The sequence below is a fragment of the Cupriavidus sp. GW823-FHT07A04 genome (assembly GCF_058794615.1).
The window spans coordinates 1-15,288 of sequence record NZ_JBXAHA010000032.1; the positions used below are offsets into that span (position 1 = coordinate 1).

General features: G+C 68.9%; 12 protein-coding genes. 4 read left to right on the plus strand and 8 right to left on the minus strand.

All coding sequences use genetic code 11. From position 1 onward, the window contains the following. Positions 1 to 118: 118 nt before the first annotated feature. The 3 genes from AC1Q7Q_RS37440 to AC1Q7Q_RS37450 all read right to left on the minus strand — a co-directional run bounded on the left by AC1Q7Q_RS37440 (position 119) and on the right by AC1Q7Q_RS37450 (position 2,922). Entirely contained in the window at positions 119 to 1,297 is a 1,179-nt protein-coding gene (locus tag AC1Q7Q_RS37440; RefSeq protein ID WP_492374212.1) for an acetyl-CoA C-acetyltransferase, read from the minus strand. A gap of 173 nt (positions 1,298 to 1,470) precedes the next feature. Beyond that, positions 1,471 to 1,935, minus strand: a complete 465-nt coding sequence (locus tag AC1Q7Q_RS37445; RefSeq protein WP_492374211.1) for a PaaI family thioesterase — start codon at positions 1,933 to 1,935, stop codon at positions 1,471 to 1,473. Between the two features lie 12 nt (positions 1,936 to 1,947). Then, complete coding sequence (locus tag AC1Q7Q_RS37450) at positions 1,948 to 2,922, minus strand: NAD(P)H-dependent flavin oxidoreductase (RefSeq protein ID WP_492374210.1); 975 nt, start codon at positions 2,920 to 2,922, stop codon at positions 1,948 to 1,950. Between the two features lie 185 nt (positions 2,923 to 3,107). Between AC1Q7Q_RS37450 and AC1Q7Q_RS37455 the strand changes: the two genes are divergently transcribed. Then, positions 3,108 to 3,995: a crotonase/enoyl-CoA hydratase family protein gene (locus AC1Q7Q_RS37455; RefSeq protein ID WP_492374209.1), complete on the plus strand. Its 888-nt coding sequence runs from the start codon at positions 3,108 to 3,110 to the stop codon at positions 3,993 to 3,995. Positions 3,996 to 4,034: 39 nt separating this feature from the next. Beyond that, the gene (locus AC1Q7Q_RS37460; protein WP_458764515.1) at positions 4,035 to 4,706 is read left to right on the plus strand and encodes a nitroreductase; all 672 of its coding nucleotides are present in this window, start codon (positions 4,035 to 4,037) and stop codon (positions 4,704 to 4,706) included. A 180-nt stretch (positions 4,707 to 4,886) separates the two neighbouring features. On the opposite strand, the gene AC1Q7Q_RS37465 is transcribed toward AC1Q7Q_RS37460, so the two are convergent. Both AC1Q7Q_RS37465 and AC1Q7Q_RS37470 read right to left on the minus strand, forming a co-directional pair. Beyond that, positions 4,887 to 7,658 carry a winged helix-turn-helix domain-containing protein gene (locus tag AC1Q7Q_RS37465; RefSeq protein WP_492374208.1) on the minus strand — a complete coding sequence of 924 codons (2,772 nt, stop codon included), beginning with the start codon at positions 7,656 to 7,658 and terminating at the stop codon, positions 4,887 to 4,889. A 218-nt stretch (positions 7,659 to 7,876) separates the two neighbouring features. Further along, the gene (locus AC1Q7Q_RS37470; protein ID WP_492374207.1) at positions 7,877 to 9,421 is read right to left on the minus strand and encodes an AMP-binding protein; all 1,545 of its coding nucleotides are present in this window, start codon (positions 9,419 to 9,421) and stop codon (positions 7,877 to 7,879) included. 308 nt (positions 9,422 to 9,729) lie between these two features. On the opposite strand from AC1Q7Q_RS37470, the gene AC1Q7Q_RS37475 reads away from it, so the two are divergent. Together AC1Q7Q_RS37475 and AC1Q7Q_RS37480 are read left to right on the plus strand one after the other, a co-directional pair. After that, on the plus strand, positions 9,730 to 10,875 hold the full coding sequence (locus AC1Q7Q_RS37475; protein WP_492374206.1) for an acyl-CoA dehydrogenase family protein: 1,146 nt from the start codon (positions 9,730 to 9,732) through the stop codon (positions 10,873 to 10,875). A 47-nt stretch (positions 10,876 to 10,922) separates the two neighbouring features. After that, positions 10,923 to 12,158 (plus strand): acyl-CoA dehydrogenase family protein, encoded by a 1,236-nt coding sequence (locus AC1Q7Q_RS37480; protein WP_492374205.1) that lies wholly within the window; start codon positions 10,923 to 10,925, stop codon positions 12,156 to 12,158. Between the two features lie 6 nt (positions 12,159 to 12,164). Here AC1Q7Q_RS37480 and AC1Q7Q_RS37485 read toward each other — a convergent pair whose 3' ends face one another. The 3 genes from AC1Q7Q_RS37485 to AC1Q7Q_RS37495 form a co-directional block, all read right to left on the minus strand. Then, positions 12,165 to 12,479, minus strand: coding sequence for a DUF7696 family protein (locus AC1Q7Q_RS37485; protein ID WP_492374204.1), 315 nt, complete (start codon positions 12,477 to 12,479; stop codon positions 12,165 to 12,167). 27 nt (positions 12,480 to 12,506) lie between these two features. Next, positions 12,507 to 13,217: a helix-turn-helix transcriptional regulator gene (locus AC1Q7Q_RS37490; RefSeq protein ID WP_492374203.1), complete on the minus strand. Its 711-nt coding sequence runs from the start codon at positions 13,215 to 13,217 to the stop codon at positions 12,507 to 12,509. 447 nt (positions 13,218 to 13,664) lie between these two features. Then, on the minus strand, positions 13,665 to 15,242 hold the full coding sequence (locus AC1Q7Q_RS37495) for a fatty acid--CoA ligase (protein ID WP_492374219.1): 1,578 nt from the start codon (positions 15,240 to 15,242) through the stop codon (positions 13,665 to 13,667). Positions 15,243 to 15,288 lie beyond the last annotated feature (46 nt).

Below are 15,288 nucleotides of genomic sequence, written 5' to 3' on the forward strand. Positions count from 1 at the left end.
TAGTCTTCTTTGCCGACGCAAAGAAGAGTGACCGGCAGCCCCCGCAGGGGGATGTCGTATGGCCCTTGGGTGCAAAAGCCAACGCCGCTTAAAGAAACAGCGAAGGCAGCCGATCAGCCTACAACCTCTCAACAATAGTCACATTCGCCATCCCCCCACCCTCACACATCGTCTGCAACCCATACCGCTTCCCCTGCGCATGCAGCGCATGCACCAGCGTAGTCATCAGCTTGGCCCCCGATCCACCAAGCGGATGCCCCAGCGCAATCGCCCCGCCGTTCACGTTCATGCGCGCCGGATCGGCGCCCGTGGTCTGCAACCAAGCCAGCGGCACTGGCGCAAACGCTTCATTGATCTCGAACAGGTCGATATCGCCGATCTTCATGCCGGCCTTCTGCAGCGCCCGCAGCGTTGCCGGCAACGGTGCTTCCAGCATGATCACCGGGTCATGGCCCAGCACCGACATATGGTGAATGCGTGCCAGCGGCTTGACGCCCAGCTTCTTCAGGCCGGCTTCGTTGACCACCATCAGCCCCGCCGCGCCATCGCAGATCTGGCTGGCGCTGGCGGCGGTGACGGTGCCGCCTTCCTCGATCAGCTTGACGCTGGAGATGGATTCCAGGCTGGCTTCAAAGCGGATGCCTTCGTCCACCGTATGCAGCTCGCCGTTGGCGCTGCCGTCCGCGGCGCGCACGGCGACGGGCACGATTTCGTCCGTGAAGCGGCCTGCCTGCGTGGCGGCGATGGCGCGGCGGTGGCTTTCCAGCGCGTAGCGGTCCAGGTCGTCCCGCGTGAGGCCGTACTTGCGCGACATCATCTCGGCGCCGGTGAACTGGCTGAACTTCACACCGGGATAGCGTTCCTGCATGGCCGGGCTCATCGAGCTGCCGAAGCCGTTCTTGAAGGGCAACGTGGAGGGCAGGCCCATCGGCACGCGGGTCATGCTTTCCACGCCGGCGGCGATCACGATGTCCATGGTGCCGGACATCACCGCCTGCGCGGCGAAGTGCAGGGCTTGTTGCGACGAGCCGCACTGGCGGTCGACCGAGGTGCCGGGCACGCTTTCCGGCAGCTTCGAGGCCAGCACGGCGTTGCGCGCCACGTTGCCGGCCTGCTCGCCGGCCTGACCGACGCAGCCCATGATCACGTCGTCGATCAGCGCCGGATCGGCGCCGCTGCGCTCAACCAGTGCGTTCAGCACCTGCGCGGCGAGATCCGCCGGATGCCAGCCTGCCAGCTTGCCGCCCTTGCGCCCGCCCGCGGTGCGCGCGGCCGCTACGATGTATGCCTCTGCCATGTCGTCTCCTCTTGTCGTTCCGGGGCGAACCCGCCCGTAATGGCCGTGTCCTGGGAAGGGCACGGCCAAGCCTCGTTATCCTGTTGCGGATTCTGGCCCAGCAGCGGGGCGCCCGGCGTCGTCGGAAGCGACGATTGCGCGGCGCGGCCGACGCCCCAAGCGGCGGCGGCGCATCACGCGCGCGGCGTGAGCACCGAGAAGATGGCGGTGGCGCGCAGCAGGCAGCGCTCCCCGGCCATCAGGCGGCAACCGCCGAAGCGCAGCCGCGAGCCCAGCTTGTCGAACTCGACGTGCGCCTCCACCCAGTCGCCCACCCGCGCGGCATCGAAGTAATCCATGCTGAGGTTGACCGTCACCGCCGGCTGCTTGCGGTCGGTCTCCAGCGCCATCATCATGCCGATGGCGGTGTCGGCCAGCGTGGCCAGCATGCCGCCGTGCGGGATGCCAAGCGGGTTAAGGTGATGCGGCCCGATGCGGATGGCCACTACGCGCCGTTCCCGATCCACGTAGATCTGCCCGAAGTTCTCGAGGAAGCCCTTGGCGCCACGCAACGCGACAAAGCCCGGCGGCGGCGCCTCGGCCACTTCGGATTGCCCTGCGCCCGGGCCGGCATCGGAAGGTTGACTGGCTTCAGCCATGGCTGCGCCGCCTTATGCTGCGAAGTAGCGCGAGGCCACCCCGAGCTGCTCGCGGCATTCGGCCACCATGCGCTCGATCAGCTCGGCGCAGGTCGGGATGTCGTCGATCAGGCCCACGCACTGGCCGGCGCTGATGATGCCGCCGTCGGTCTCGCCAGCGGCGAGCGCGGCCTTGCCGCGTACGCCCGCCACCAGGTGCTTGACGTCCTCGAACTGGGCGCCGCCCGGCTGGCGCTCGATGGTGACGACCTCATCGGAGACGGCGTTCTTGAGCACGCGCGCGGTGTTGTGCAGCGTGCGGAAGATCAGGTTGGTGTCGCGCTCGCTGGCGTCCACCAGGGCCTGCTTGACGTTGTGGTGGATCGGCGCCTCGCGCGTGGCGCAAAAGCGCGTGCCCATGTTGATGCCCTCCGCGCCCAGCACCAGCGCCGCCGCCATGCCGCGCCCGTCGGCAATGCCACCCGAGGCAATCACCGGAATGCCCAGCCGGCGCGCGGCCAGCGGGATCAGCACCATGCCCGGGACGTCGTCCTCGCCCGGGTGGCCCGCGCACTCGAAACCGTCGATGGACACCGCGTCCACGCCCAGGCGCTCGGCCGACATCGCATGGCGGATCGCCACGCACTTGTGGATCACCTTGATGCCGGCCGCCTTGGCGCGCGCGATGTGCTCCTTGGGATTGTTGCCCGCCGTCTCCAGCACCTTGATGCCGCTTTCGATGATCACGTCGAGGTAGCGGGCGTACGGCGGCGGGTTGATGGAGGGCAGCAGCGTCAGGTTGACGCCAAAGGGCTGGTCGGTCAGCTCGCGGGTGCGGCGGATCTCCGCGGCCAGCGCTTCCGGGGTGGGCTGGGTCAGCGCGGTGAGCACGCCAAGCCCGCCGGCGTTGGAGACCGCGGCGGCCATCTCGGCGTAGCCAACCCACTGCATGCCGCCCTGGATGATGGGGTAGCGGGTGCCCAGCAATTCGGTGATGCGCGTCTTCATGATGTTCCTTCTGGCTTCTGGTCTTTGTGTTCTATGCTCGGTCTTCTGCCTGGCTCAGGCCGCCAGGCGTCCTGGCGCCAGTCTACGGCGGCACTGCCGTCCCTACCTCGTCGGATTCGACGATTGCAGGCGCCCGATTCTGCACTACCTTACCCACACCCATTTCGAGAGAGCCAAGGCCAGCCATGAGCACCCCGAACCCAGCCGTCCCCCCCAGCTTCGAGACCCTGCAATACGCCGTCGACAAGGGCGTCGCCACCATCACCCTGCACCGCCCGGAAAAGCTCAATGCCTTCACCCCGCGCATGATGCAGGACCTGATCGACGCCTTTGACGCCACCGACGCCGACGATGACGTCCGCGCGGTGATCGTCACCGGCTCCGGGCGCGCCTTCTGCGCCGGCGCCGACCTGTCCTCCGGCGGCTCCACCTTCGATTACGAGAAGCGCTACGGCGCCAGCAAGCAAGCCGCCCACCGCGATGGCGGCGGACGCGTGGCGCTGCGCATCTTCCGCAGCCTCAAGCCGGTCATCGCGGCGGTCAACGGCCCGGCGGTGGGCATCGGCGTGACCATGCAGTTGCCGATGGACATCCGCCTGGCCGCAACCGATGCCAAGTTCGGCTTTGTGTTCGCGCGCCGCGGCATCACGCCCGAGGCGGCATCGTCGTGGTTCCTGTCGCGCGTGGTGGGCATTTCCACCGCGCTGGAATGGTGCTACACCGGCCGCGTGTTCTCGGCGCAGGAGGCGCTGGAGCGCGGGCTGGTGCGCTCGCTGCACGCGCCCGAGGACCTGTTGCCAGCCGCGCAGGCGCTGGCCCGTGAGATCGCCGACAATGCCGCGCCGGTATCCGTCGCCATCTCGCGCCAGCTGATCTGGCGCATGGCCGGGGCCAGCCACCCGATGGAGGCGCACCGCCTGGACAGCCGCGCGATCCAGTCGCGCGGCCAGTCGGCCGACGTCAAGGAAGGCGTCAGCGCCTTCCTGGAAAAGCGCCCGGCCAGCTTCCCCGAGCGCGTGTCGCAGGACATGCCGGACTTCTTCGACTGGGGCAACGAGCCGCCCTTTATCTGATCCCCAATGGATCCCCTGCCAAGCCCCAAGGAGAACCGCGTGAAAGTCAGCATGGCAGTCCAGAGCCGCAAATCGGTACGCGGCTTTCTTCCCACGCCGGTGCCGCCGGAGATCATCCGCGACGTGCTGGAGCAGGCCGCGCGCGCGCCATCGGGCGGCAACCTGCAGCCGTGGCACCTGCACGTGGTAGGCGGCGAGCCGCTGGCGCGGCTCAAGGCCACCATGCGCGAGCGCGTCGCCGGCGCGCCCCGCGGCGAAGGGACCGAGTACGACGTCTACCCGCGCGAGCTGGTCTCGCCTTATCGCGAACGGCGCTTCCAGGTGGGCGAGGACCTCTATCGCTGCCTGGGCATCCCGCGCGAAAACAAGCCGGCGCGCCTTGCCCAGTTTGCCAATAACTTCACGTTCTTCGGCGCGCCGCTGGCGCTGTTCTGCACCGTGGACCGCCGCATGGGCCCGCCGCAATGGTCGGACCTGGGCATGTACCTGCAAACGGTGATGCTGTTGCTGCGCGAGCATGGGCTGGACAGCTGCGCGCAAGAATGCTGGGCGATGTATCCGGAAACCATTGCGGGCTTCCTCTCCCTGCCCGCCGAACGCATGCTGTTTACCGGCATGGCGATCGGCTACGAGGATCCGGCAGCGGCGGTCAACCAGCTGCGCGCCACGCGTGCGCCGCTGGCGGAGTATGCGGAGTTCATCGGCATCTGAGCGGGTGAGCCGGTGAACCGGTGAACGGGTGAATGGCTGAACGGCTAAGCGCCATGACCATGCCGATTTCGTTATCGGCTTGCGCAAAAAGCCACAGGCCAGCGGCACGTCCGAGTGCCCTCTGCAGGGGTTTCCATCCCCCCGGACGCTGCCTGGGCTCGCTTAATCGCCCGCGTTTCCTTACAGCAAACCCAGTTGCCGCGCGATGGCAACCGCCTGCGTGCGGTTGCTGGCCCGCAGCTTGGCGCTGATATTGCGCAGGTGGGTGCGCACGGTGGTCTCCGAGACAAAGAGCCGATCCGCCATCGCCACATTGGAGAAGCCCTCGGCCAGCAGTTGCAGCACTTTCTGCTCCTTGGGCGTAAGCGGTTCCAGCAGCCCATGGCGCGCCTGCATGGCGGCCGGGTCCACCGGCTCCGGCGCGCCGCCGCAGGCTTGCAGCAGGCGCTCCACGTACCCCGCGGGCAACGCGCTGCCCTGGCGCAGGCAGGCTTCGGCCACCAGCCGGCGCACCTCCGCGCTTTCGTCAGCGAAGATGCGGATGAATCCTTCCGCCGCGCCGAAGCGCAGCGCCTCGCCCATCGCCTGCAACGCCTGGGGGGCTTCGCCGCTGCGCTGGCAGGCCAGCGCAAGCAGGATGCGCAGCTTGAGCGCCCTGCGCATCAGTTGCGCGCGCTCGGTGGCGGCGAGCTCCGTCTCGATGGCCTCGCGCGTGCGCACGCAGGGCTCGGTGAACAGCGCCAGCCGCAGGCGCCCCATGACCACGTCTTCCAGGTCGTTGGCAAAAGAGCTGACCGCGCTCAGGCCGGGACGCGCGCGCCATAGCGCCGGGTCGGCTGCGTGCTGCAGCGCTTGCTCGGCGGCATGCTGATTGCCTTGCAGCAGCGCCAGGCGGGCGCGCTCGAGCATGGCACCCAGCACCAGCCGTGGCAGGCCGCGATGATGGCCAAGGTGCTCGAGGGCGGCCAGCCATTCGTGCGCGCCGTCCACGTCGCCGCGGTCGCAGGCGATGCGGGCCAGCACGGTATGGCCGGTGATGATCTGGTCGGGCAGGCCGAGGTCGCGCGCAAGCGGCACGTACACTGTAAGCAGGCGCTCCGCGCGCTCGCGCTCATTGATCTCGTAGAGCGCATCGGCCAGCAGGATGCCGGCCATGGCGTTGCCGTTGGTAGGGCCGTAGCGGTTCGGCAGCATGGTGCTGGCGGCAATGCGAAACCGCGCCAGCGCCTGCTGCAGGCGGCCCTGGCGCAGATCGATCAGCCCCTCCACCGATTCCGAGAAGATCTTGTTGAAGTTGCTGTCGGAGCCGCGCACCACCTGCCGGGCCACGCCCAGCAGGCGCCGCGCCTCGCGGTAGTCGCCGGTGACGGCGGCCATGCGCGCCATCGAGGTGGCAAGGATGGAGTCCGGGAACGGATAGCCCATGGGCAGCGGCAGCGGATCGTCGCGGCTGCAGGCGCGCGCCTCGTCGAAGCGGTCCATCATGTTCAGCAGCATATGGCGCAGCGCGCGCACATGCGCCAGCAGGTCGCCCTCGGCGCCGGCCAGCGGGATGGTCTGCAGCAGCGCAATGGCGTCGGCCGGGCCGCGCGTAAACGACAGCGCCCACACATGGGCGATCTGCAGCTTGGGCCACGCAGCCAGCGCGTCGGCCGGCACCGCATCCAGCCAGCGCGTCAGCAGGCGCATGCGGCCCTGCGCCAGCAACTCGTCCACCTTGCCCGCCAGCAGCGGCAGCGCGTGGTCCACCGCGCCGGCCGCCAGCGCATGCTCGATGGCCGGCACCGGCCGGCCCTGCTGCTCATACCAGCGCGAGGCGGCCATCTGCAAGGCGGGCACTTCGTGCGGCATGGCCTGCTGCAGCTGCGCGCGCAGGAAGCTGGAGAAAAGGCTGTGATAGCGGTACCAGCGCGCATTGGGCTGATGGGCCTGAGCAGGCGGCTCCGCGCCGCCGTGGCGCTCGCCATCCAGCGGCATCAGGAACAGGTTGGCCCGCTCCAGCCAGGCGAGGATCTCCTCGCTGTCGGCGGTGCCGCTCACGGCATCGCACAGCGGCCCGCTGAGCTGGTCGAGGATTGACGTGCGCAACAGGAATGCACGCACCGCATCGGGCAGGTGCAGGTAGACGTCCTCCACCAGGTAATCGGCAATCGCGGCGTTCGAGCCGGAGAAGCCGGCGATGAAGGCGTCCGGCTGGCCACGCCGCTCCAGCGCCACCGACGCCAGCCACAACGCGGTGGCCCAGCCTTCGGTGCGCCGGTGCAGCGTGGAGATAGCCGCGGGCTGCAGCGCCAGGCCGCGCGCGCGGCGCAGGAAGGAATCGGTCTCCTCGGCGGTGAAGCGCAGCTGGGCCGGCTCGATCTCCAGCAGCTCGCCACGCGCGCGCAGCCGCGCCAGCCCGGACTCCGGCACCCAGCGCGTGCCCACCACCAGGCGGGCGCCGGGTGGCAATTGCTCCACCACCTGCCAGACCAGGCCGGCCACGGCGGGGTTCTGCAAGGCCTCGAAGTCGTCCAGGAACAGCGTGAAGGGGCGGTCGTGGGCCGCCATGCGGTCGATCAGCGCAAGCGCGTGCTCGCCTGCCGACTGCGGCGCGGGCTGGGCCGCGGCGAGCGGCGCGCCGCCCTTGCGCAGCACCAGCTCGAAGGCGGCTTCGAGCGAGCCCAGAAAACGCGTGGCGTCATTGTCCGCGCGGTCCAGCGTGAGCCAGGCGGTGGCCACGCCTTCGGCGTCCAGCCGCGCCCGGCATTGCAGCATGGCGGTGGTCTTGCCGAACCCGGCCGGCGCGCGCACCAGCACCAGCTTGACGAAGCCGGCCGCGCACACGGCGTCGCAAATGGCGCGGCGCTCCACCTGGAACGGGGTCAGCATGGGCGGGCGCAGCTTTGCCACCAGCGTGGCGGCGCGGGCGGCGCCCCGATGGCCCGCGCTGGTCTCCTCGATTGTTGCCATTCGCCGTGTCTTCCTGTTGGCGGCGGCACCCACGAGCGGTGGATGCCACGCGATCGGCGCCGGCTTATGGTTGCCGGCTGCTGGCGCCACATGCGCCAGGGATCGAACGGCTGATTATGGCGTAAACGCCCGCCCGGCATGCGACGCGGCCGCGATGCCGGGCGGGCGGCCTCGATGCCGGCCACAATGCCTCCCCCCATGCCGGCCACACAAGCAAGCTATACCAGCTTGTTCTCCCGCCCCGCCCAGTAGCGCTCGCGCAGCAGCCGCTTGAGCAGCTTGCCGGTGGGCAGGCGCGGCAGCTCGGCGGCAAAGTCCACCGAGCGCGGGCACTTGATGGCGGACAGATGGGTGCGGCAGAAGGCCAGCAGCTCGTCGGCCAGGGCCGGGCTGGCGCGCGCCATGTCGAGTGGCTGCACCACCGCCTTGACCTCCTCGCCAAAGTCCTCGTTTGGCACGCCGATCACTGCCACGTCCATGACCTCGGGATGGGTCATCAGCAGGTTCTCGGCCTCCTGCGGATAGATGTTGACCCCGCCCGAGATGATCATGTTCGCCTTGCGGTCGGTCAGGTAGAGAAAGCCCTCCTCGTCCACGTAGCCGACGTCGCCCAGCGTGGTCCAGCCGGCGTGCACCGGGTGGCGCGATTGCGCGGTCTTGTCGGGATCGTTGTGGTAGACGAAGCTGCGCCCCTCGGCGAAGTAGATGGTGCCGGGCTCGCCCGGCGGCAGCAGCGCGCCGCTGTCGTCGCAGATGCGCAGCTGGCCAACGGAGGCGCGGCCCACGGTGCCTTTGTGGGTGAGCCAGTCGGCCGAACCCACGGCGGTGGAGCCGTTGCCCTCCGTGCCGGCGTAGTACTCCCAGATGATCGGCCCCCACCAGTCGATCATCTGCTCCTTGATGGCCACCGGGCAGGGCGCAGCGGCATGCACGGCAAAGCGCAGCGAGGACACGTCGTGGCGCTGGCGCACCGCCTCGGGCAGCTTGAGCATGCGCGAGAACATGGTGGGCACGACCTGGGTATGCGTGATGCGGTGCTCTGCCAGCAAGCGCAGGAATGCTTCCGCGTCGAAATGCTCCATCACCACCGAGGTGCCGCCGAGTTGCTGCACGGCCATGTTGTAGCGCAGCGGCGCCGCGTGATAGAGCGGCGCGGGTGAGAGGTAGCGCGTGTCTGAGCCGAACTGGTAAAGCGACTGGCACATCAGCACCAGCGAGCCAGGCACGTCGATCTGCTGGTTGGCCGGCGGCGTGAAGACACCCTTGGGGCGGCCGGTGGTGCCGGAGGAGTACAGCATGTCGGTGCCTGCACATTCGTCGTCGATGCGCCACCCGGGGTACTGGGCCAGCGCCGTCTCGTAGGCGGCAAAGCCCGGCACCGCGCCGTCCATCATCAGGCGCGCAACCAGGCATGGCACCTTGGCCGCCACCCCCTGCGCCACGGCGGCCTGCGCATGCGAGGTGACCAGCATCCTGGCGCCGCTGTCGGCCACGATATGCGCCGCGTCGTCCACGTTCAGGCGCGTGCTGATGCACACATAGATCAACCCCGAGCGTTGCGCGCCCCAGCACAGCTCGAACAGGCGCGGGTGGTTCTCCAGCAGGAAGGCCACGCGGTCGCCCGGCTGCAGCCCGTGGTCGCGGAACAGCCGCGCCGCCTGGTTGGAGCGCTCGTCAAGCTCACGGTAAGTAACGACGGTGCCGCCGGCCATGATGATGGCCGGCTTGTCCGGGGTGCGCTGCGCATGAACATGCGGGTGCATGACTGACCCTCCTGGAAGTGGGTGTGGCCGAACTGGGTGACTCGATGACTGGGTGACTGGGTGCGTTGGAAACTTCGGTATCGCGGAACCGGCAGGGATGGCATTGCGTGCGGCACATTGTCGGGACAGGTACCCCGGGCGGGCATCGTCGGATGCGACGAACGCGCCTTGGTGCAATGCCGCAAACGCCGATGTGGCCGCCCGTGCGGCGCGCCGCGCGCCAAGGCGATTCGTCGCATCCGACGATGCGAACCGGCGGCCTCTTCACATAATGGCAAGTGCCCCAGCAACCGCGCCAAGGAACCACCGTGGATTTCCAATTCAGCGAAGAACAATCGATGTTGCGCGACACGCTCGCGCGCTACCTGGCCGACCACTACAGCTTCGAAGCCCGCCAGGCGGCAATCCGCTCGCCCGCTGGCTGGCGGGCGTCCTGCTGGCAAGCCCTGGCGCAGGAGCTAGGGCTGCTGGGCGCCGCGTTCCCGGAACGCTTTGGCGGGCTCGGCGGCAATGCCGTCGACCACACGATCGTGATGGAGCAGTTCGGCCGCCACCTGGTGGTCGAGCCCTACCTGTCTACCGTTGTGCTCGGCGGCGGGGCCTTGCTGCATGGCAGCGAGACGCTGGCCGCCAACTGGCTGCCTGCCATCATCGGCGGCGAGGCCACCGTGGCCTGGGCGCACGCCGAGCCGCGCAGCCGTTACTGCCTGCACGATGTACAGGCCAGCGCCGCCCGCGTGCAAGGCGGCTGGCGCCTTGACGGCCACAAGGCCGTGGTGGTGGCCGCGCCGTGGGCCACGCACCTGGTGGTGAGCGCGCGCACCGGCGGCAGCCGGCGCGACCGGGACGGCATCAGCCTGTTCTGGATCGCGCGCAACGCGCCCGGCGTGACGCTGCAGGAATACCCCACCGTGGATGGCTCCCGGGCCGCCGATATACGCCTGGACAACGTCTTCGTGCCGGATGGCGGCTTGCTGGGCGCCGAGGGCGAGGCGCTGGCGCTGATCGAGCGCCTGAGCGACGAGGCTGCGGTGGCGCTGTGCGCCGAAGCCGGTGGCGCCATGAGCCGCATGCTCGGCGACACGGTCGACTACGCGCGCCAGCGCAAGCAGTTTGGCGTACCGATTGCCACCTTCCAGGTGCTGCAGCACCGCATGGCCGACATGTACGTGCAACTGGAGCAAACCGTGGCGCTGACGCAAGTCGCCGCCATGCAGGCTGGCGCGCAGCCCACGCAGCGCGCGCTGGCGGCCAGCGCCGCCAAGGCGCAGGCCGGGCAGGCCGGCAGGTTCGTCGGCCAGGCCGCGGTGCAGATCCATGGCGGCATGGGCGTGACGGAGGAGCTGGCGGTTGGCCATTACTTCAAGCGCGTCACCGCGATCGACCTGCAGTTTGGCTCCGCCGAACACCACCTGCGCCGTTACGCCGACCTGCTGTATCCGGCTGCCGCGTGAGCCCGCGCATTCCTGCCCCGCACTGACGAACATCCCGAGGCCCGTCGATGAATCTCGATTTCTCCCCGCAAGAGCTGCAGTTCCGCGACGAGGTCCGTGCCTGGATCAAGGAAGCCTTCGACCCCGGCCTCAAGGCCCTGATGGCACGCACCAAGAATGGCTATCTCGACAAGGAGGGCCAGGTGCGCTGGCAGAAGAAGCTGTTCGAGCGCGGCTGGGCCGCGCCCAACTGGCCCGAGGAATATGGCGGCCCGGGCTGGTCCCCGGCGCAGCGCTACCTGTTCCAGGCCGAGACCGCCGCCGCCGGCTGCCCGACCGTGTCGCCGATGGGCCTGAAGATGGTGGCGCCGGTGATCATGAAATACGGCAGCCCCGAGCAAAAGGCGCGCTTCCTGCCGCCCATCCTTCGCTCCGACATCTGGTGGTGCCAGGGCTACTCGGAACCCAACTCCGGCTCCGACCTGGCCTCCCTGCAGATGCGCGCCGAGCGCGGCCGCGACCAGGATGGCGAGCACTACATCCTGAACGGCTCCAAGATCTGGACCACGCACGCGCAATGGGCCGACTGGATGTTCTGCCTGGTGCGCACCAGCCGCGACGCGCGCCGCCAGGACGGCATCTCCTTCGTGCTGGTGGACATGCGCACGCCCGGCATCACGGTGGCGCCGCTGCCCACGCTGGATGGCCCGGTCGAGGGCCAGCAGGAAGTCAACCAGGTCTTCTTTGAAGATGTGCGCGTGCCGGTGGAAAACCGTATCGGCGAGGAGGGCCTGGGCTGGACCTACGCCAAATACCTGCTTGAGTTCGAGCGCGGCGGCAGCTACGGCCCGATGCTGCGCCAGCAACTGGCCAAGGTGGCACGCATCGCGCAGAAGGAGCCCGGCGAGGATGGCGGGCGCTTGCTCGACGACCCGGGTTTTCGCCGCAAGCTGGCCGAGCTGCACGTGCGCGCGGCCGCGCTGGAGGCGAGCGAGCTGCGGCTGTTTTCCAACGTGACGTCGGGCACCTCGATCGGCGCCGCCTCCAGCATGCTCAAGCTGGTGGGCACCGAGACCATCCAGGCCATCAGCGAGCTGGCGGTGGAAGCAGCCGGCCCGTACGCGCTGCCCTTCGTGCAGGATGGCTGGGGTGAATTGCAGGGTCGCGCCACGGGCCCGCAAGCGGGCCCCGACTACGCCGCGCCGCTGGCGCCGCGCTATTTCAACTACCGCAAGGCATCGATCTACGCCGGCTCCAACGAGATCCAGCGCAACATCATCGCCAAGCTGGTGCTAGGGCTGTAAGCCAGGTCAGTGCAGCAGCCCGCCAGCCGGGCTGCGCTCCTGGCCGGCGTCCACCTCATCGCCGGCTTCCAGCGCCTCGGTCACCGTGGCCCGGATCGATTCCGCCTTGAGCAGCAGGCGCAGGGCGATGTCGGCGCCACGGCTGGCCGCCACGCGCGCAATGAAGGCCCGGCGCGCCGGTTCGCCCAGCGTGGCGACGTGTGCGGCTTCGCACAGCACATGCCATGCGGCTGGCTGGCCGTCGAACTGTTGCCGGCGGCGCAGCAGGGTGGCGTCGATGGCGGCGGCGATGTCCGCGTCCCTCACGGTCTGATTGCGCATGGTGCTCTCCTGAACGGGAAACTGGGGTTAGGGCCAGGCGCGGGCCGTGCCACGATCGTTGCTGCCGTGGCTGCTGCCCGTCTGGAACCTGGCGCCGCGCTGGCGCGCGGCATGGATGGCTTCGCTCTTGTTGCTGACCTGCAGGCGCTGGTACAGCAGCGCGACATGGCTCTTCACGGTCGCCACCGAGATATTGAGCAGGCGGCTCACGGTCTTGAGCGCATAGCCCTGCGACAGCAGGACCAGCACCTCGTACTGGCGCGGCGTGAGCTTCAACATGCGCGCCTCGTCGCGCAGCAGGTCGATGCGGGCGCGTTCCGTCGCCAGAACCTGCAAGGGCGCGGAGGGGTGCGGGGCCGGCTGGCGCCAGCGCGCGTCATCGGCCAGTACCAGCCGGATCGCCGCCTCGATCGCCGCCAGCGATGACGCCTTCGGCAGCCACGCGCAGATGCCCCAGGCCAGGTCCGGCGGCAACACGGGCGGTAACGTGCCATCGACCAGCAGCAGCAGGTACTGCGCCGATAGCACGGTGCGTGCGGTCTCCAGCAACGCGCGCGCGCGATCCTGCTCCGGCGGCAAGCTGAGGATCACCAGCCCGATGTCGTTCATCTGCCCCTGCAGCATGGCGAGATCGGCCGGATCCACGCAGATCACGTGGCCCAGGCCCTCGACGCCACCAAGCATGCGCAGCAGGCCGAGCCGCAAGAGCGGGTTGTCTTCAAGCAGGAGTGCATTCATGACAGCGTGCCTCCGTGCGAGCTGCTGCGTTCCGGTTCCATCTGCTCCCCCTTTGGCAACGACGTGCCCATCCGGCTTGGCTGGTATTCGCGGCAGCGTTGTCACAGGCAATACCGCAAGCCGCGTGCCAGCGGCAAGGCGTTGAGCGCGGCGGGTGCGAAGGGGATTGCGGCAGGGGTGGCGCCGGCCGGGAAGGCAGGCGCCATAACGGCTGGCGGGAGGGCATGCCAGGCAGGAGGGACCTGGTGGCGCCCCTTGCCAGCAGCGAATGCGCGAGCGGCGGGCCGGCTGCGTGTTACGCGTTACGTAACGCGTTCCGCGGGGCAGGTGAAGGTGTTCAGGGAGAATGTGTCCCGATGATCAATGACTCGCTGCGCTTTCCCATGAAATGGGAAAGCGCAGCGTACCGAGCGTCTTGCATTCGTCTTGCATTCCTGTGCGCCAGCCTCAGTTGACCCGCCGGTTGTACCCTTCCCAATACGGCTCGCGCAGCTTCCTGCGCAGCAGCTTGCCGGAGGGGTTGCGCGGCAGCGCATCGACAAACTCGATGCTCTTTGGGATCTTGTAGCCGGCCAGCCGCTCGCGCGCCCACGCCACGATGCTGTCGCGATCCGGCGCCTGCCCGGGACGGGGCACGACGATGGCCTTGACCGCCTCGCCCCATTTTTCGTCGGGCACGCCGATCACGGCCACATCCGCCACTTGCGGGTGGCCGTAGATCGCGCTCTCGACCTCGGCGGGATACACGTTCTCGCCGCCGCTGATGATCATGTCCTTGACCCGGTCGTGGATGTAGACATAGCCCTCGGCATCGAGAAAGCCGGCGTCGCCGGTGCGCAGCCAGCCGTCGGCGTCGATGGTGCGCGCGGTCTCGTCGGGCTGCTTCCAGTAGCCCGCCATGTTCTGCGGCGAGCGGATCATCAGCTCGCCGACTTCGCCCGGCGGCAGGCGCCGGCCTTCCCAGTCCACCACCACCACTTCCACGCCGGGCAGCGGCTTGCCGGCGGCCCGCATGCGCGGCACGTCGTCGGTGGTGTGGTCTTCCGGCGCCAGGGCCACCACCGTGCCGGTGGTCTCGGTCATGCCGTACTGCTGCGCAAACCCGCAGCCGAAGACTTCGATGCCCTCGCGCAGCAAGGCTGCCGGGATCGGCGCCGCGCCATAGAGCAAGGTCTTCAGGCGGGAGTAGTCGATGCGGCGCGCGCGCGGATCGCGCAGCACGAACTGCATCGCCGCGGGCACCAGGAACAGCTTGCTGATGCGCTCGCGCTCAAAGAAGTCCAGCACCGCGCCGGGATCGAAATCGCGCGCCACCACGCCCTTGGCCCCCGCAAGCAAGCTGCGCAGGCCCCAGCCCGAGCCACCAATATGCGCCACCGGCATGGCCACCAGCGAGACATCGTCGTCCGTCCAGCGCGACCACGAGATATCTTCTCGCTCGCTGGCCTCGGTGCCGGCGGTCAGGTTGCGGTGGGTCAGCATGGCGCCCTTGGGGCGGCCGGTGGTGCCCGACGTATAAAGCTGCAGCACCACGTCGTGCGCGGCGCTCTGGTGCGCCGGTGGCGTGGGCGCATGCGCGTCGCGCCACGTCACATAGGCGGGCCAGTCCGGCTGGCCGCCTTCCATGGCGATCACCCCGCGCACCAGCGGCAGCGTGGGCAACAGCTTGCGCACCAGGTCTGCCGATTCCGGCCCAACGAACAGCAGCGCGGCATCGGAGTGGCCAACGATATAGCCCACCTCCGGCGGCGCCAGGCGCCAGCTCGCGGGCGCCATCACAGCGCCCATCTTGGCTGCCCCCAGCAGCAGCTCGAAGTAGTGATCGCAGTTCTTGCCGATATAGCCGATGCGCTCGCCGGGCCCGACCCCCGCTGCCGCCAGCGCCTGGGCGACACTATCGCTTTGGCGGTCCAGCGCCAGATACGTGGTCAGCCTGCCTTCGAAAGCATAGGCCACGGCATCAGGCCGCCGCAGCGCGAAGTGGCGCAGCGCATGCGGCAGTGTGGTCAGATAACTGAAATCCACCAGCGTCTCCTTCTCTCGGTCCTGCTGCATGCGCGCGTCCTTTTTA